The organism is Streptococcus equi subsp. zooepidemicus, assembly GCF_015689395.1.
GTDB lineage: Bacteria > Bacillota > Bacilli > Lactobacillales > Streptococcaceae > Streptococcus > Streptococcus equi.
In genome coordinates this window covers 787,080-805,054 of sequence record NZ_CP065054.1, presented here as the reverse complement: position 1 = coordinate 805,054, position 17,975 = coordinate 787,080, and the positions used below count along the sequence as shown (strand labels likewise).

The 17,975-nt window shown below is 31.4% G+C and carries 15 protein-coding genes and 4 pseudogenes; 2 read left to right on the top strand and 17 right to left on the bottom strand.

Annotated features, from left to right (window positions below; genetic code table 11):
- Window positions 1-76: 76 nt before the first annotated feature.
- From I2432_RS10470 to I2432_RS03795, 8 genes and pseudogenes are all read right to left on the bottom strand, one after another.
- Window positions 77-718 (bottom strand): annotated as a pseudogene (locus I2432_RS10470) (KilA-N domain-containing protein).
- Window positions 719-777: 59 nt separating this feature from the next.
- Window positions 778-996: a hypothetical protein gene (locus I2432_RS03825; protein WP_038674400.1), complete on the bottom strand. Its 219-nt coding sequence runs from the start codon at window positions 994-996 to the stop codon at window positions 778-780.
- Window positions 997-1,042: 46 nt separating this feature from the next.
- Window positions 1,043-1,591, bottom strand: coding sequence for a DUF6609 family protein (locus I2432_RS03820; RefSeq protein WP_043025566.1), 549 nt, complete (start codon window positions 1,589-1,591; stop codon window positions 1,043-1,045).
- Between the two features lie 80 nt (window positions 1,592-1,671).
- Window positions 1,672-2,181, bottom strand: a pseudogene (locus tag I2432_RS03815) (type IV secretory system conjugative DNA transfer family protein); the annotation flags it as partial.
- Between the two features lie 103 nt (window positions 2,182-2,284).
- Window positions 2,285-4,171 (bottom strand): group II intron reverse transcriptase/maturase, encoded by a 1,887-nt coding sequence (ltrA, locus tag I2432_RS03810; protein ID WP_249093364.1) that lies wholly within the window; start codon window positions 4,169-4,171, stop codon window positions 2,285-2,287.
- A gap of 115 nt (window positions 4,172-4,286) precedes the next feature.
- Entirely contained in the window at window positions 4,287-4,838 is a 552-nt protein-coding gene (locus I2432_RS03805; RefSeq protein ID WP_165622983.1) for a ClbS/DfsB family four-helix bundle protein, read from the bottom strand.
- Between the two features lie 12 nt (window positions 4,839-4,850).
- Window positions 4,851-5,465, bottom strand: a pseudogene (locus I2432_RS03800) (GyrI-like domain-containing protein).
- 64 nt (window positions 5,466-5,529) lie between these two features.
- Window positions 5,530-6,429, bottom strand: a complete 900-nt coding sequence (locus I2432_RS03795; RefSeq protein ID WP_111690020.1) for a helix-turn-helix transcriptional regulator — start codon at window positions 6,427-6,429, stop codon at window positions 5,530-5,532.
- Window positions 6,430-6,732: 303 nt separating this feature from the next.
- On the opposite strand from I2432_RS03795, the gene I2432_RS03790 reads away from it, so the two are divergent.
- Together I2432_RS03790 and I2432_RS03785 are read left to right on the top strand one after the other, a co-directional pair.
- On the top strand, window positions 6,733-7,083 hold the full coding sequence (locus I2432_RS03790; protein WP_111690019.1) for a plasmid mobilization protein: 351 nt from the start codon (window positions 6,733-6,735) through the stop codon (window positions 7,081-7,083).
- 5 nt (window positions 7,084-7,088) lie between these two features.
- Window positions 7,089-8,420 (top strand): relaxase/mobilization nuclease domain-containing protein, encoded by a 1,332-nt coding sequence (locus I2432_RS03785; protein ID WP_111690018.1) that lies wholly within the window; start codon window positions 7,089-7,091, stop codon window positions 8,418-8,420.
- A gap of 957 nt (window positions 8,421-9,377) precedes the next feature.
- Here I2432_RS03785 and I2432_RS03780 read toward each other — a convergent pair.
- The 9 genes and pseudogenes from I2432_RS03780 to I2432_RS03740 form a co-directional block, all read right to left on the bottom strand.
- Window positions 9,378-9,539 (bottom strand): hypothetical protein, encoded by a 162-nt coding sequence (locus I2432_RS03780; RefSeq protein ID WP_206158992.1) that lies wholly within the window; start codon window positions 9,537-9,539, stop codon window positions 9,378-9,380.
- Window positions 9,540-10,082: 543 nt separating this feature from the next.
- Window positions 10,083-10,313 carry a Blp family class II bacteriocin gene (locus I2432_RS03775; RefSeq protein ID WP_010817848.1) on the bottom strand — a complete coding sequence of 77 codons (231 nt, stop codon included), beginning with the start codon at window positions 10,311-10,313 and terminating at the stop codon, window positions 10,083-10,085.
- 336 nt (window positions 10,314-10,649) lie between these two features.
- A pseudogene (locus tag I2432_RS10510) lies at window positions 10,650-10,787 on the bottom strand (LytR/AlgR family response regulator transcription factor); the annotation flags it as partial.
- Window positions 10,788-11,562: 775 nt separating this feature from the next.
- A complete protein-coding gene (locus I2432_RS03765) occupies window positions 11,563-12,090 on the bottom strand; it encodes an EntV family bacteriocin (protein WP_206158991.1) in 528 nt (175 codons plus the stop codon).
- A 341-nt stretch (window positions 12,091-12,431) separates the two neighbouring features.
- The gene (locus tag I2432_RS03760) at window positions 12,432-13,181 is read right to left on the bottom strand and encodes a response regulator transcription factor (protein WP_231146896.1); all 750 of its coding nucleotides are present in this window, start codon (window positions 13,179-13,181) and stop codon (window positions 12,432-12,434) included.
- The gene (locus I2432_RS03755) at window positions 13,181-14,494 is read right to left on the bottom strand and encodes a GHKL domain-containing protein (RefSeq protein ID WP_111690014.1); all 1,314 of its coding nucleotides are present in this window, start codon (window positions 14,492-14,494) and stop codon (window positions 13,181-13,183) included. The genes I2432_RS03760 and I2432_RS03755 overlap by 1 nt, the downstream gene beginning before the upstream one ends.
- A complete protein-coding gene (locus tag I2432_RS03750) occupies window positions 14,494-14,655 on the bottom strand; it encodes a bacteriocin (RefSeq protein WP_172454088.1) in 162 nt (53 codons plus the stop codon). Before I2432_RS03750 ends, I2432_RS03755 begins: the two co-directional genes overlap by 1 nt.
- A gap of 31 nt (window positions 14,656-14,686) precedes the next feature.
- Window positions 14,687-16,840, bottom strand: coding sequence for a peptide cleavage/export ABC transporter (locus tag I2432_RS03745; RefSeq protein WP_111690012.1), 2,154 nt, complete (start codon window positions 16,838-16,840; stop codon window positions 14,687-14,689).
- Window positions 16,841-17,298: 458 nt separating this feature from the next.
- A complete protein-coding gene (locus I2432_RS03740) occupies window positions 17,299-17,958 on the bottom strand; it encodes a DNA-binding protein (protein ID WP_206158990.1) in 660 nt (219 codons plus the stop codon).
- Between the last annotated feature and the right edge of the window lie 17 nt (window positions 17,959-17,975).

Here is a 17,975-nt window from a genome sequence, read left to right as displayed (position 1 = left end):
TATAATCTCCTATATTTATTTCCTCATTGCACACATGTCTGTAGTTTTTTATATCTTTTTTAAATCCATGCTATCCTTATTTCTTTTGCTTATCTTCTAAACTTTCAAGCTTTGTGTTATTTAACTTTTCAATAGATAGTAATTGTGTTCTGGAAAGTTTTCTAAGTTCTATTATTCTTTCTTTTTGTTCTATTCCTTTACCGATTAAAATAGCATTATAGCTTTCCATATTGGCAAGCACTAATAATTCATTAAGACTTGCATAATCTCTCATATTACCTTTAAGGTCTGGATTTTTATCAAGACACTATTTCGCTCTTTTATTGAATAGAGCAACATCAAGCATATCGGCTTCACTGACATATTTATAAGATAACTAATCATTTGTAGGAACTTTTAACAGATATTCTTTAATAGCATCTGTAGAATCAATCCATTTTTGTGGTGTCATAGTAAATCTATTTAATCCTGCTTCATTTCTAGATGTGTTGAATTGCACACGATTAAAATTTGGATTATTTAGCACTTCCCATAAACTTATATATTCTAAAGTATTTCTATTTCTCAGCCAATTTTATATAACAAATCTGGGATCATCATTATTTTTATACTTGGCAATATCTGTAGGACTTATATAGTCGTTTTTAAAATCTTCAGTATAAATTTGAATCGCAAAACCTTTTACAGAAAGCTGCTCTTTTTTAGCTTGGACATACAAATTCTTCTTTCCTACATAACTTTATAATTATCTATTCTTACAAACCGAAATTTGATAATTCATTCTCCTTGATTATTCGAAAAATTATTATCGTCTTTATTTTTCTGTTTATTCGCAAAAGATCCGCCTATGGCTACCCATGAAGACCCTAAACACAGAAACATGATCCACATAGTATTACTGTTTGAGCCTTTATTTAAAAAAATTATAGCCGCTACAATATAGAAACATATTGCGCCTATAAAGAAGCCTTTAGCTATTTTTTCATTCTTCTTCATATTTTTTCCTCCAAATTCAAATTTACCTATCCCTACAAAGTAAACATTATCTCTGTTTTAATGGCTTTGAAAAAAATAGTAAATACATTCCAAACACAAACTTAATTGCTGCATCAATATATGCAACCACCACTAATGGAGTGTCAACAAAAATATATCCTACAGAAATATTAATAGCACAAATAAAACCTAAATATATCATCGATTTACCATGTACAAAATAATACGGGAAAAAATGTAGTGCAGTTGCCATAAATGCCCCCAACCAAATCAATCTCCAATTCTCAGTTGCAAAAAACGGTCCACCTAACAAAAACATTAAAATAAATAACAAAATAATTGCATATGATGACACTGTATCTTGAAATTTACTTGACAAACCATCAGATAATTTATTCAATACTTTTTTATTCATATTTATTGAGAAAAAACTGATAACATACCCAATGCTAAACACTTGCATATTTATTATTTGTTTTCCTCCTATTAAGGTAGCTGCTGAAATAATCACTGCTACTACAATTAACCATAAACCACATGCTCTCTTATAATTAAATTCCAACTTTTCATCTTTATCGTAATTAAGAAAATTCATAAATATCTCCCACTATTTCTAATTCTTTTATTTTAATATATCAAGTATACCCTCTTTCCGTAAAGAAATAACATGTAAAATTACAATCTTGTAATCAATGTATTTCTATTTAGTTTAGCTTTGCCTTTTCTCTTGATATAACTTTCTATATCAAACAAATTCTTCTTGTCATAGTCCTCAAGGAACTTATAGTTCTTATGCTTTGTAATATCATACTTATCTGAAAGAAAAGGTCTTACACCTCTAAGCTGAAATATACACTTTCCGCCGTCCATAACCGTTATTTCATCTTGACTCATCAGTTCTTTACCTGTCTTTTGATAGTTAAGTCCAAAACTCTTTTGATTGCTCCTTGTTTCCGATGTGTTGTAAAGGTCGATAGTTTCTTTACCAAGTGTTTCAGAAAGTTCTTTTAATGTAGTCTTTTCCTTACCTCCAAGAAACAAGGTACTATCACAGTTACCTACGATTGTATCAGCGTTGTCTTTGTAGATTGCCTTTAGTTGTGATTGTGCTTGCAAAATGATGCTTGCTGAAATTTCTCTGGAACGGATTGTCGCTATGAGCTTCTCAAACTTTGGAATTAAGCCGAATAGCGATAGGTAAGCCTCTGGTGTTGCCACCTCGGGCTTTTCCCCCGCTCCACACCGTGCGTGATAGTTTCCCATCACACGGCGTTCCACCGACTAAATCTTACTTTTTAGTGCCTATATAGTCCTCGAATTGTATCATTTCTAGCTCCCTGTGTTCACGAAGCTTATTGATTTTATCTTGCATTTCTTTGGTCAATGGTAGGTTTTTGAGTAGCTTACTTACTTTATTGCTATTTTCTTCTCCTACCAAATCCGATACTTCTTTTGAGAGAATAATTAAATTCCTGTAAGTATCGTTTCTTTCTCCTTTGCAAGGCTTAATGTGTTCACACATCATATCCGAAACAGTTAGGGCATTATGCGTAACCGCACATTTTCCCTTTTGTGCTATATACCTTGAAAGAGCGTTATCTGCCATCTCCAATGTAGGATAGAGATGAGCATTTTCCATCAGATATTTCATAACTTCAAAACTGATACAGTTTTCAGCGTCTGAGTATTTCCTCACATATTTGTTGACCTCACGCCTTTTATACTTTGGGTATTCGTATGCTACATATCCGACAGGAACAATCATACGACCATTTATCCATCGACATTGTTTAGACTTTCCGTATTTTTCCAAGATGTATTTGCTTGTCATTTCGCCTTGTTTCTCTATGGGAAAGCATCGTCTGTTATGATTCATTCCGTTGCTTTTCCCTGTAACCTTAAAGGCTATTTCCGCAAAATCAGCTGACACAAGCGTTGCCATACAGTAATAATTGTGCATTCCCATTACCATAGCATTGTAAAGACTTATATTTTTATCTAATTCACTTTGTTTGCTTGGGTTTTTAATATCTTTCCAAACAGAACCCAGTTTACTGATAACCTTTGCTTTACTCTTATCTGCCATATGGGAACGAATAATCCATTTATTCCCTTTTGGTACTACCTTGAATTTTATTCCAAGAAAAGTCGTGTAGTTCTTTCTAAGGTTGGTAATTCCTGATTTTTCATCACTTGTCTGCAAATGCAGATTTTCAGCCAACCATAGCTTCGTAGCCTTCATTACCTTGACAGCTGTCGCATAATCTCTGCAAAAAATCTTGAAGTCATCTGCATATCTAGTAATATACATTTCTTTCAATCCTGTTTTTGCTCTGAGCTTGTTCCATTTCTGCGTTCGGTCTATTGTGAGTATGTTTCCCTCGTTATCAACCTTTGTAAACTCGTAGCCTGTACTTCCCTCTTTGATTTTGAACATTTCCCACTGATTAGCAACCCACCAGTCCAGTTCATTCAGCACTACATTAGCTAGTAGCGGAGATAAAATACCACCTTGAGGTGTACCTGTTTCTGGTGTGATGACGATATCTTTGAACAGAATATCCGCTTTTAACATTTGCTTGATTATCATAATCAGCTTTCGGTCCTGTACTCCCAATCCCCATAACTGACGGATAAGTTTTGAGTGGTCAATATTATCAAAGAATCCTGTAATGTCTACATCTACAACAAAGTGCAGATTTTGTAACTGTGCCATTTTATAGCACTGTGCTATTGCGTTTTGCGTAGACCTATATGGTCTGAAACCATTATTTCGTTCATGAAATTTAGCTTCACAGATTGGCTCTAGTACCTGTAAGACACACTGTTGTATTAGCCTGTCCCAAATGCTCGGAATACCAAGAGGTCTTGTTTTTCCGTTATCTTTCGGAATTTCTACTCGTCTGACATTCTTTGGTTGATAGTAGTTCAACTTGTTTCTGATGGTTTTTATGACCATTTCGATAGGTAATTTCTGTATTTCTACAATCGTTTTACCATCTGTACCTGGAGTTTTACTCCCGTTATTTTTGCAGATATTTCGATATGCAAGTATGATGTTTTGGTCAGAGACAATCATTGGCATGAGCCTATCAAATCTCTTACCGTTTAGGCTCTCTTCCAAAAGACTGATTCCATTTTCTTTTACTTCTACATCTTCAAATTTATGATTCATCTGATAGCATTTACTTCTTGAGTCGCAATAAATACATCCATGAGTGCAACCTCTAAACAAATTCATTCCATTTTTTGAAGAAAGTATTCCTTTTGCTTTTGTAAAATGCACTTTACTACCCCAATTGTTTTGACTTACAGTTTTTCTGATGAGCCTTTAGCTTTTTCATTGCCCAATCATAATGACTTGAAGTTGAGCTTACAAAATATGAACCAAGTGTACTTCCTCCAACCCATTTATATACACCTATTGAAAAAAGTTCTTCGTTTGTAAAGGTTTCAGCCAACTGTAAAACATCGCTATGGGATTTATGAAACATTTTAGTTGTGTCTTCAAGAGAAGTATTTTGATGTTTTTTCCAAAACTCCACATTCATATCTCCATAAGTTTTCCAGTTATATGGTTCAGGCAAAAATGGTTTTTCTTCTCCCTTTTGATTGGAATGTACCCAATTCAAAATAAGCTGATGCCATTCATAGAGATGGATTAAAACATCTCTTAGATTTTTATCTCTTTTCCAATGGGCTTCTTTTTTCTTTTCCTCTTTTGAAAAATCAAATGGTGTATTTAACTCTTCCTCAGTCATCTTTGAAATAAGTAAATTTAACTTTTCATAGTTTTCTTTAGCAGCAATCATTAAATCATTTTTTGTCGTCGGTCTTAGCATAACAAATTCCTCCTATTTCACTGAATATCTTAATATAGTTTTTTGTTTCTCTTCTGATGTCCTGTTTTTATTACTTAGGTATATTTCTTTATGAAAATCACCTATTCTTGTAAGATCAAGTTTTCTTGCAAATTCATCCATCTATTCAAATGATTTTGGCTCATCATCATAACTTCCAACATGTAAAATCTGAATAGATTTACCCTCTTCTACTTTTCTAAAACTTATCTCATCATACAATGCGTTAAGCTTTTTCTTTTTTATATTCTCAAGTGCCTTTGCGAATATCTCTTGTGTAATAAAATCAGGTTGTTTAATCATCAATGTGTATTCCAGTTTATTTTTATCAAGCTCTTCTCAATTTACTTTTTTCCAAAATCCCTCTAATGGATATACCGTAAAATCTGTAATCTCGTTATCAGTTTTATTTTTCATTGCATTTTTAAACGACATTTTAATGGCATAGGCAAGAGAATATAATGCAGATATTCTGTCTGAGAAATCTGCTTCATTCGGATTTCCTTTACCTTTTACCAAAATAAATTTTTGCTTTGTCACTTCTACAATGATAGGTGTCTGCTTCACACCATAAAGATTTTTTTCTTGTTTTCTCCATTCATATTTCATTATCCAATCCTCCATTTGCATCTTGGTTAATTAAATTATACAGGAGGATACTTGACACCGTTTGTCAAGTTATATATTTTTCTGCCATTTTATTTATCATTTCTTTAATCTGCATTCGTATCTCTTTTGGCTCTAATACTTCTGCTCCATCTCCGAAAGAAAAAATATAGTTATATAAGTTGTAATCATTTGGAACTTCTATTTCTGTATATAAATTTCCGTCATTATCTTCTGTAATTTCTCCGTTTAACTCATCATATACCCTGAAGGCAACTTTACGATCAAACTTAACTTTTATATACACTGTATTCTCATGTGGCATTTCTTTTTTGAGTATTGTATCTTCAAAACTGTCATTAAAATTTTCAGTATGAATTTCTAAATTCTTTATCCGAGACAATTTGAAATATCTAAAATCATTTCTAAGCAAACACAAGGCATATAGATACCAGCCCTGACTCTTGAAAAGTAATCTCACAGGTTTAACGCTTCTGTTTGTTTCTTTTTCATTGCTGCTAAAATATGTGAATGAAATAATATTCTTACTTAAAATAGCAGACTTAATATCATTGAATGTTTTTTCATACAGCTTATTGTTTTGCCAATTATTAAAATCAACTTCTATCCAACTGGTATTCTTTATTTTAAAGAGCGCAGAAAGTTTTGTTAGCAGCTCATTCTCATGCTGTATTGTCGTATTATCTAATCCTTGAAGAGCTGACATAATTTGCTGTTTCTCTTTTTCAGACAGCAACGATTTACTAAGCACAAAATCTTCGGCAATTTCTATTCCACCACCCTTTCCTTGTGTGGCATAAATGGGAATACCGGCACTGCTGATAGAGTCAATATCTCGATAAATCGTTCTGACTGACACCTCAAATTTATCTGAAAGTTCTCTTGCCGTAACTTTTCCTTTTTCTAAAATGTAATACAGTATCCTGAATAGCCTATTATCTTTCATCGTCTTAACATCTCCTGTTTTTATTATACCACAATAACTTGACATCTATTGTCATGTTATAAAATATTTTTCCCAATTCCGCTGACATTACTTATCTCATTTAGTATAATAAAAGCATATAATTAAAACTTGCTTAAAGCTTGCTATCTGATTCATTCTTTTGTAGCAAGCACAGTAAGTGTACGGACACTTACGAAAAAATTGATGAAGCAGACCTTCGGGAGCTGCTTCTTTTTTTATCAATTTTTAGCTTGTTAGGGAGAACCCTAAGACCCCGAAATACACCTAAAGGAGGATTTACCTATGGTAAATAGAATACGAAATGAACGACTTGAAATCAAATTGACCGAAGAAGAAAAAGCTCTTTTTGAGGAGAAAAGAAAACTTGCAAAGTGCAGAAATATGAGCCATTTTATCCGCAAATGCGTTTTAGAAAAAGAAATATATCAAGTAGATTTAGAGCCTTTCAGAGATTTGCAAGGCTTGCTTTCAAACGCAACAAATAACATAAATCAGATTGCAAAGCGTATAAATTCTACCGGCGTAATCTACAAGGATGATATAAATGATATGAAAAAACAGATTGAACATTTTTCAAAAGAACTATGGCAAATACATTCACTACTGCTCAACAGGACTTCAGGAGGTGATTAGTTTTTATGGCTATCACAAAAATACATCCTATAAAATCAACCCTTAATCTTGCCATTTCATACATTGTTAATGGCAAAAAAACAGATGAGCAGATCTTAGTAAGCACTCATAAATGTCATCAGGAAACTGCTCATACACAGTTTTTAAGAACACGAAATGATGCTGGCACAAACGGAACTGTTCTTGCCAGACACCTTATTCAATCCTTTTTACCAGGAGAAACCACACCCGAAGTGGCACATCAAATCGGTCTTGAACTGTGTAAAAAGATATTGAAAGATGAGTACGAGTTTGTCTTATCTACTCACATAGATAAAGGACATATTCATAACCATATCATCTTCAATAATGTAAATATGATTACTGGCAAATGCTACCAATCTAACAAAAGAAGCTATCATCAAATCAGGTATCAAAGCGATAAGCTATGCAAAGGAAACAACCTTTCTGTTATTGATGAGTCCTATGAAGCCTACAAGAAAAAATACAAAACAAATGGCAAGTCATGGTACGAAAATGAGCAGTCTAAGAAAGGCACTTCTTGGAAAAGCAGACTTCAATTTGACATTGATCATCTGATAAAACAGGCTAAAGATTGGGAGGATTTCCTAAAGAAAATGGCTGAACTTGGTTATGAAATAAAACATGGAAAACACATAGCCTTTAAGCCAAAAGATAAGCAGAGATTTACAAGAGCTAAGACTATCGGTGAAGATTATACCGAAGAAAGATTAAAAAAGCGTATTACAGAAAATCGAGCCATTAAAACCTCATCTGTCAAAAAACGAATCGGCAATGTCATCAATATGAATACCAATGCCAAAGTAAAAGAGAGCAAAGGCTATGAATATTGGGCAACCAAGCATAACTTAAACACAATGGCTGAATCGGTTATTTTCATCAGAGAACATGGCATTAACTCCGTTAAGCAACTTGATGAATACATTCAAAAAAGTGCTGAAGAAAGACAGAACCTGCAAGATAAAATCAAAGAAATTGATAAGGATATGCAGCTACTTTCTGATACGATGGAACAAGTTCATACTGTTAAAAAATATCGAGCCTACTACAAAGAATATAAAGCTAATCCATCCGATAAGGCATTTTTTGAGGAGCATAAGGCTGAAATCACACGCTACGAAACGGCTCTTTCCAAGCTGAAAAAATCCTATTCCAAACTCCCAAATTCAAAGGATATTTTAAATAGACTTGATAAACTGCAAGAAAAAAAGACTACCCTAATGCAAGAGTATTCTTCCTCAAAAACCACGATGGATGATCTTAATCAGATACGAAAAAACTATGGAGTATATATGGATAAAGAGATGGATAGATAGTTACACCTCCTTATTTTTCTATAGTAAAAGCAGTATAGATTTTTCAGTATCTGTTTATAACTATCACAAACCGTCAATATATCCCTGTTTATAAGGGGTAGTGTTTTTTCTTCTTTCACTTCTTGTATAAAATCTTTATTGTTCATATTAAGAAGTATATTTTTTAATTAACAGAATGTGGCTGCACCTGTAGCCGCTCCTTCCTAGAATCCTGCTGCACTTCCAGATACCGTCCCCAATAATTGGTAATGTAACTGTACCAACTACTACTCCTGTAACTCCTCCTGTTAGATAACGGGGCCTTGGTAATTCACACACCACAGGTTCACTCTGTCTATTTCCTATTTTGACTTTATCTTTTTTTAGTTATTCTAGCAGACTAAAATTTCAGAATTGACTACGTTAGTAGTCATATTACTTCACACCTTTAAAAATGCAGATACACTGTATAAATACAGGATATTGTGTACATCGTTTCCAGTTTCTTTGTCCTATTGCTAGATAACGGAGGCTTTATCATTGCTCACCACAGGCTTACTCACAGACAGAAGAATCCATTTCAGATCTATTTTCTTTTATGAAAGATTATCCATAACACTTCTAATAAGAATGAGATAGCTCCTATCCCATATATATAATTCAATAAACTATTATTGTTAGAAATACGTGAAATAAGAACAAGTGATAGAAGAAAAAATGAGATAGCGAGACCAGCCTTCTTTTTTTTAATAGTCCATTTTTCCATTTAATCACCTTCATAGTACAACGCTGCACATGAATATCCGGTAGCAAATGCAGCAACTCCCGATCCAATAAGACCAAAAACAAAACCGGGACCAGTTAAAGCAGAAGCTGCAACACCACCTGTGAGTGTACCACTTGCACTAAAATATTTCCTCCCCCAATAATATTTGTTAGCTCATCAAATTTTAGTTTTTTATACATACTATATCCCTCCTAATTTCCTTCAAAATAGAGCGCTGTACATGAGTATCCAGATGCAAATCCACTTAGCCCTCCAGAAAGAGCTAATGCTCCAAGACCTATCCAGCCAACTGGCGTTGTAGCAGCAACTCCCAGTGTTGCCACTGATGCGCCAATTCCTGCAGCACAGTCCAAAACATTACCACCTCCGTAAATGTTTTATAATTCATTTAAGTTTAATGTTTTAAAATCCTCGATTTTCATTATAATCACATTTCCTTTACTTCATTAATATTTTTAAATATGCTTTATCTATTTATAAACCAATCACTAGTTTTAATTCCTATATATCTTATACTTATATCTTTTTATTATTTGATATCTATTTAAAGTATAAAAGGATTATTTCCTAATTATTGGAAAGAAAAAATTTCTGACCAAATATATTCTTCTGTTTTATTGAACGAAACAGAAGAATATATTTTTATCATTGAATCATTATTAAAAGGGGTATTAGCATATTTCTTAATATTTATCTCTACTAAAAATTACATACTTCATATTGGCAATTAAAATAACAATAAATATAAAGAATCCTACAGAGTTTAAAACAAGAAGTAATAAACTTAATTCTTTAAAAAAATTGCATATTGAAACTATAAGAATTCCTATTGTAATAATAAAAGATACTATCCTTTTCTCCATCTAATCATTCCTTTTAAGAAATATATTTTTTAATTAACAGAATGTGGCTGCACCTGTAGCCGCTCCTCCCCAGAATCCTGCTGCACTTCCAGATACCGTCCCAATAATTGGTAATGTAACTGTACCAACTGCTGCTCCTGCAACTCCTCCTGTTAGAGCACCTCCTACTGTTCCTAATCCACATTTAAGCCATCCACCACCTTCAACTCTTAAAAGAGTCTCTTTATCTAAAACTTCAAATTTATCAATCACTTGTGTATTCATATTTTTCTCCTTTTAACTAATAATATTTTTATAGTTTTATTCCTTAATTTAACAACAATTTCTTTAATGTCAACTATATAAATATGGAAATGTAAAACTTGTACGAGTTATATATCTCCATTTTTAGAAAACTAGAAATAATACGATTGTTAACATAGATATTATTTAAGGCGGTATTGAAAAATAAATCATCTTTTATCCTCTCCTTCAATCATCTTTTTTTATAGTCTAACATTTTATAAACGTTATAGAGCATGTGTGCCTAAAATGTATGATTTTTGTGCCTGAAATGTCTTCCTTTTATCATTGTATATAAAAAGAAGACTAACACATGCATTAGCCCTCTTTTTCTTTTAGTTTTTCTATTAGTGCTTTGATTCTTAATCTGGAAATAGAACAGCTTGTTCCTTTATAGAATAATACCTCTCGTTCACGTGAATTTACTTCAATTACATTTTCAATATTTATAATTGTTGAACGATCTACTTACTGAAAATAATGAGTTGTATCTAACTTTAAAATATCTACTTTAATAATTTCCAATGCGTCTGTAATAGGGAAGCGAATATGCAAATAATCAATCATTAGTGTAAACGGTCTGTTTACATTGATGGTAATCAAGATAATGTAACAGTAAACGTCACATTTCTCGACTGGCTTTTACTTTACCACTTTCAATTTCATTTAAATTTTGTCTACTGATATAAAGTTCTCTTACTAGTCTTGCTTGTGAATAATCACAGCCAGTTCTTTATTGTTTTAATTTTTCAATAAATTCTGTATTATTCATGTTAATTCCTCCAATCAAAAAAAGATATATGCTATTAGAAACATATACCTTATATTTTATTGTATCAGATAGGTGATTTTTAACCTGTTGGATAGAATAGACGGGATGTGAAGTAGGACTATCTACATATTAGATAACGGGGCCTTGGTAATTCACACACCACAGATTCACTCCGTCTGTTTCCTATTTTGACTTTATCTTTTTCAGTTACTCTAGAAGACTAAAATTTCAGAATTGACTAAGTTAGTAGTCATATATTAGATATTTTTAAAGTTAAACTATATTATTATTCTTTTTTCTTATGAATAAAATAAGGAATAATAGTAGCAACAAAAACAAATACAATAGAAAATATTATGCTTTTCCATAAATCAAATTTTTCTAAAAGAAAGAAAACCATTATAAAACTAATTATAGTTGATATTATACAGTCAAAAAATAATTTTTTTCTTTCCATCATTACTCTAATCCGCATTGAACAGCCCATAAAGCTAATTGACCAGCTACAATTATTGCATTTGTTTTTAGTCCATTAGCTTTAACGAATTTCAATACAACTAAAGCTAACTCTTTCCAGGCTTTCTTTTGTGCATATTTTACAATTGTTCCTACACTAATCATAGCAAAAAATTCATCTCTTATTTTCCCAGCAATACACCCTCCCATTTCATTCCATGCAACTCGAAATTCCGAAGGAGAATTACTTATCCTAGATTCTAATTCTAATTCAGCAATAGCAATTTCAGAATCAGAAAAATTATTATTAACATATTTTTTAAAATTAGATGTTGATACATTATTATCAAACATCAATTCTAAAGCTTGAGCTACTTGATCTACTTCTTGAGATGAGATATTTGTTTCAGAAATATTTGAAATTTCAGTATTGATAGATTCACTTGCAAACACTTTTGTAGATGGAAGAAGGCTAGTAGATATAGTTAAAATACTACAAGCAAGTATTAATGTTTTAAAAATTTTTTTCATCAAAAATCACTCCAATTCTATAAAATAAATTTTGTTTTACAATAGTATATCTGCTAAATTACATATACTTTTTTTCAAATCTTGTTTGTTTTTTATTTATGCAGTTGCTCCTAACTTCTCTATTCTTTTCAAATACAAAAATAAATCAGATTATTGGCATAGATATTATTTAAGGCGGTACTGAAAAACAAATCATCTTTTATCCTCCCCTTCAATCATTTCTTGTTTATAGTCTAGCATTTTATAAACGTTATAGAGCATGTGTGCCTAAAATGTATGATTTTTGTGCCTGAAATGTCTTCTTTTTATCATTGTATATAAAAAGAAGACTAACACATGCATTAGCCCTCTTTTTCTTTTAGTTTTTCTATTAGTGCTTTGATTCTTAATCTGGAAATAGAACAGCTTGTTCCTTCATAGAATAATGCCTCTCGTTCACGTGAATTTACTTCAATTACATTTTCAATATTTATAATTGTTGAACGATCTACTTGTTGAAAGCAGTGAGTTGTATCTAACTTTAAAATATCTGCTATAGTTCCATAAAACTCTTTTCTAAAATTAACGCCAAAAAGGATTAATTTATGGGAAGTAGGGGCTGTTTGAATGAATAAAATATCCGAAAAGGGGATATGAATACCCGTTCTTCCTTGATATGAATAACTTAAAATTTCTTCTGCTTTTTGTATTTGATTTTTAGACAATACGTACTTTAGACACTCTTTGACACGTTCTCTAAAAATAGATTCACTATTATCTTTTGTTATAAAATCTAAAGCGGATACATGATTTCTAAAAACTAAAGGCATTGCCTCAGACAATGTTGTAATAAACACAATTGTTCCATAGGGATTATAGCTTCTGATATGTTTAGCTAAGTCAAATCCCTTGTTTTTATTATTATCAATTTCTAAGTCAAGAAAATACAAATCATATATCGTTTTTTCAGATAATTGTGATTGATATTCTTCTATACTTGCTGAACTGACTATATTTATTTTTATATGCATTTCTTTTGAAAGATCATACAATATGGTTTCTAATCGCATAAGATGATGAAGATTATCTTCTACTATCGCAATATTGATCATTAATAAGTACCTCGCTTTCTAAAAATTAATTTTTGAGTAAAAGATTCTTCTTCAACAATCGTTTCAATATCTACATTTCCCAATTTGTAAATCATATCTAACAAAGAAGATAATCCAATTCCTCTATTTTTTCCCTTTGTAGAATATCCTTTTTCCCAAATTTTTCGCTTATCGATCACAACAGATTCTCTTGTATTCTGAATCAAAACAGAAGTTGTAGTAGTATCATGAATAATCGCGACTGTAATTTGTGGATACAGTGCTTTTTCTGTTCCTTCTAATGCATTATCCAATAAAATACTTAATAAACGAACTGTATCCAACATAGGCACTTCTACAATAGGAATATTGTTCGATACTTCCAAATAAAAAGGAATTTTTTGAGCTTTTGCTTGAAGCATTTTTTGTGTCAATACATTTCTAAAGGCAATATCTTCTATTTGCTTTAAATTAAAAGCTGTATACTCTGCCTTTATCAAACGTTGATTCATTTTAAGGCACACATGCTGATAGATATGCTTAATTTCATTAATATTTTGTTTTTCTATCGCTGGTTCTAAGCAGGCGATAATACCACCAAAATCATGCCTAAATCCTCGTATTTCTTCATAGAGTGAACCTAACTCTATAATCAATTCGTTTAAATCTCGATTCTCTTGTTCTTTTTTCTTAATATTTTCTCGATGGAAATAGCTTAGTTGTTTTTCATGAAGATATAAAATAGTTAATAGATAACTAATAAAAATAAACAAAGATACCGTTGTATCAAATTCATAAATAAATGGATTTTTGATTTTCGTTAATACCGAAGATGTAATCCTCAAAACACTTAAAACGAAAAATATCCATAAAGTATAATTAATGGAGACTGAAAAACGCTTAGATTCTAATACTTCTTTATCTAGTCTTATATATTTAAAGATTAATGTAGCGATCAATAAGCAGAATACTGTTAATAGTAAATCTAATCCTTCTGAAAAAAAGATCGGCATCTCTCTTGTTGAAATTACACGATAAAATACACTCGCAAAAAAGAACCGAATGGATTCATAAGCTAAGAATAAATATAGAGAGTAAAACAAGGCTATTTTCTTATCTTTTTTTAGGCGAATAATGAAAATCATGTAATAAAAAATAATTATTCCAATTCCACTAAACGCCATGTTGATTCTTGTAACAATCAAATGCCATAAAAATAAATATAGCCAATTTCTCTTTTGAAGAAATATTCCGTCAATTCGACTTCCTAAAACGATTCTAGGAAGAAGCAAACCCATAATCGAAAAAATCAATCCCAATAAATCAATGAACATTATTTTCTCATATCCTTATTATTACAAAAACCTAACCAATTACAGATGGATACAATAATACTTTCTGAACGTTTTGCTCCTCCTGTAATACTCTGTAAATTTTGGTTTGACAACTTTTTATAGTTTTCTATATTTTTTATTTTTTTATTTTCTTTCAACATAAATACTCTCCTTCTTAAATTTTTTAAAATTTTAACCATTCATTAAATGGGTATAGAAACCGCCTTTTTTTAGCAGTGTTTCATGTGTACCATCTTCAATGAGCTGTCCTTTCTCTAACACAATGACACGATCTGCTCGTTCCGCAATTGTTAAACGGTGAGCAATGAATAAAATGGTTTTATCTAATGCTAATAGATTGTTAATTATTTTTTTCTCTGTTAATACATCTAAACTACTTGTTGCTTCATCTAAAATTAATATAGGTGATTTTGTAAGCAATGCTCTGGCTAAAGCAATTCTTTGTTTTTGTCCACCAGATAATTCTGTACCGTCAGAGGTTAATTCTGTCTGTAATTGCATAGGCAATCGAAAGATATCTGTATTCAATTCAACAAAATTTAATACTTCTATAATATCCTTTTGCGTTGTATCTTTTGGTGCACCTAATAGTAAATTTTCTAAAATTGTTCCATTAAATATATACGGCTGTTGAGGAAGATAAGTAATCAAATGTCGTAAGCTTTTCTTATCTATTTTCTTTAAGTTTATATGATCTAATGTTATTTCTCCATGAGTAGGTTCATAAAAATTTACTAATAGCTTTGCCAAAGTTGTTTTACCAGACCCCGATATACCAACAAAAGCTACTTTACTTCCTTTTTGAATCGTAAAATCAATTTTACTTAAAACCTCTGCACCATATCCATATCGAAAACTAACCTCTGTAAATGTAATTGTCTCTTTCCACTCTTTAAAATCAATCATCGGCTGTTGAGATAAAAACTCTGATTTAATTTGATAAACTTCATTTAATCGTGCATTTGCCACATGTGCTTTTTGTAGTTTTGTTTGTAAATTCACAATATTCTCTAAGGGATTTGTAAAATATACTAACATGGTATTGAATGTAATCAATTGTCCTAAAGTCATTTGATTACTCATAACAAGTTTTGATCCTGTCCATAAAATAAATACATTCAATAATAAATGCAGTAAAGTTTTTATTGCTTTCTGTATGTTTTCACTTCGATAGTAAGTGAATGATTTCTTTAAATGTACGGTAAATTCTTTATCTATTTTTTGATAGCTTGTATCTTCACTTGATAATGCTTTAAGAGTTTCTATTCCATTTATATCTTCAATAATAGAAGACGATAATTTTGCATTAGTTTCCATGACCTCTTGATTCATTCTTTCAAATGGCTTCATGAATAGGAAGACAATTAAAGTATAAATCGGCAGTGATAGAATACTAATCAAAAATAATAGAGGATGTTGTAAACATAAAATAACTGCTACGATTATAGCAACAGAAACATCTAAAAAGACAGATAATACTGTACTCGCTAAAGCCTCTATGATTGCATTTGCATCTGTAAATCTAGAAACAATTTCTCCAGTTCTTCGGGTTGAGAAAAAAGAGAGTGGTAAATGTAAAACATGCTTGATATAAGACAAAATAATCTCAATAGATAGACGTTGTCCTAATATCATTAACAATTGTGACTGAACATATGACACTAATTGTTGTATCATATAACCAATGATCAATCCTATAGAAATAATTCCTAATACATGAAACATTTGATTTGGGATATAATTATCAATAATAGCTTGTAAGTAATAAGAACCACTAATATTGATAAAAGTTATAAATAAAGTAGCCCCAATAATCTGACTAATCAGTAGTTTTTGTTTCTTCAAAACAGGTACAAAAGACCATAAGCTAACTTTCTTTTCCTTATATAGCTTATAACAATTAGACGGTATAAAAAATAATGTAACGCCTGTCCATTCTTTCTCAAACTGTTTACGAGACATTTTCGTTATTCCTACAGAAGAATCTGGATCAGCAATATGAATATTCTTTTTATCACAACCTATTACCGTATAATAATGTAAAAGTGTTTCATTCTTTATTACATGTGCAATAAAAGGAAATGATAGATTTTCTATGTCAAATAGTGACATGTCTGCTTGAATAGCTTGTGTATTAAAGTGTAAGGCTTCCGCTACTTTAACAAGTCCTAGAGCAGTAGTTCCGTCTTGTGTTGTTTTTGCCATTTCTCTTAATGTTGCCAAAGAATAATACGAACCATAATATTCAAGTATCATTGCGAGAGTAGCCACACCACAATCTTTCATGTCTACTTGCGACCGATAATGACATTTCTTAAATCTCATAAAACCTCCTAATTTTATTCTATAGTAAATTGATAATAAGTATTTGTATGTCGATACTATAGCAAATTTAAAAGTTTCAATGAGTATGTGTGCTTGAAATGTCTATTTTTGTACCTGAAATGTATTACTGTACACAGCTAGTATATAGTTAACACTTATTTTTTACAAGTAATTATTCATATTTGCAAGTACTTAGATAAAGTTTACTTCATAAAAAACACTGTGCCTACAGTACTATTCCTCTGTAATGATTCATTTCTTATAAATGTCTTCTTACTATTTTTAGTAAAAAACATCTTGTTTACAAATATATTTCTATTCATCCTTTTTTAGAATGCCGTTAAGCTTTTGGAGTATATCTTGTTCTTCGTTAGTCTGTATTTTTTCATTAAGTCAATTATCTTCTCTGTTTGCATAAAAAAAGCCGGTGCAGTCCTAAGACCACACCGACCATATATTTATCTTTCAACTTCTTTTGATGCTTCTTTCTTTTCTTTTGGCTTTTCTTTATCTTCAGCCTGATATTTTTTGATAGCTCCAAGTACAGATTCTTTCTTTTCCTCCTGTCCTTTCATTTGTTCCTTTGCCTTTAAGAGCTTTGAAGAAAGTATCCTTACATTGCTATGTTCCTTGCCATTATCATCAATGGAAGTTTTGATTTGTCCAAAGAGCTTCACAAAATCTCCCTGCTTAAAGTCCTTTGGAATATCACTCTTTTCTCCATAAGCGGAGCAATTATGATACACCTTATTACCCTCATCATCTTTAGATACAACGGAGAAATTTGCCACCTTAAAGGCTTCTCCGTTCTTATTTTCCCTTTCAACTACATCAACCTTACCCACAATATTTCCAACGATATTTATAAGATTGTCTTTCTCCTCCTGAACATATGGCAGGTCTTTTATCTGTCCCTGTTCTCTTAAATCTTCAATCATATAGTCAAATTCCTCATGCAGTAAATTGACGGTGTCATTGTCCACATAGGCATCGTATAGTTTGTCTAATGCACTTTCATCGTTAATACCCTTTTCCATACTGATAATTGCCTTAACAAATTCCTTATGGTTATCATTTACCATATCTTCGATTCTATCTCTCATCGTTTTGTAATCCATGTTTTTATCTCCTTTCA

Coding starts and splice junctions, on each gene's coding strand:
- I2432_RS03825 (WP_038674400.1), bottom strand. CDS start 996: ATGAAGAAGAATGAAAAAATAGCTAAAGGCTTCTTTATAGGCGCAATA.
- I2432_RS03820 (WP_043025566.1), bottom strand. CDS start 1,591: ATGAATTTTCTTAATTACGATAAAGATGAAAAGTTGGAATTTAATTAT.
- ltrA (WP_249093364.1), bottom strand. CDS start 4,171: ATGAATCATAAATTTGAAGATGTAGAAGTAAAAGAAAATGGAATCAGT.
- I2432_RS03805 (WP_165622983.1), bottom strand. CDS start 4,838: ATGCTAAGACCGACGACAAAAAATGATTTAATGATTGCTGCTAAAGAA.
- I2432_RS03795 (WP_111690020.1), bottom strand. CDS start 6,429: ATGAAAGATAATAGGCTATTCAGGATACTGTATTACATTTTAGAAAAA.
- I2432_RS03790 (WP_111690019.1), top strand. CDS start 6,733: ATGGTAAATAGAATACGAAATGAACGACTTGAAATCAAATTGACCGAA.
- I2432_RS03785 (WP_111690018.1), top strand. CDS start 7,089: ATGGCTATCACAAAAATACATCCTATAAAATCAACCCTTAATCTTGCC.
- I2432_RS03775 (WP_010817848.1), bottom strand. CDS start 10,313: ATGAATACACAAGTGATTGATAAATTTGAAGTTTTAGATAAAGAGACT.
- I2432_RS03765 (WP_206158991.1), bottom strand. CDS start 12,090: ATGAAAAAAATTTTTAAAACATTAATACTTGCTTGTAGTATTTTAACT.
- I2432_RS03760 (WP_231146896.1), bottom strand. CDS start 13,181: ATGATCAATATTGCGATAGTAGAAGATAATCTTCATCATCTTATGCGA.
- I2432_RS03755 (WP_111690014.1), bottom strand. CDS start 14,494: ATGTTCATTGATTTATTGGGATTGATTTTTTCGATTATGGGTTTGCTT.
- I2432_RS03750 (WP_172454088.1), bottom strand. CDS start 14,655: ATGTTGAAAGAAAATAAAAAAATAAAAAATATAGAAAACTATAAAAAG.
- I2432_RS03745 (WP_111690012.1), bottom strand. CDS start 16,840: ATGAGATTTAAGAAATGTCATTATCGGTCGCAAGTAGACATGAAAGAT.
- I2432_RS03740 (WP_206158990.1), bottom strand. CDS start 17,958: ATGGATTACAAAACGATGAGAGATAGAATCGAAGATATGGTAAATGAT.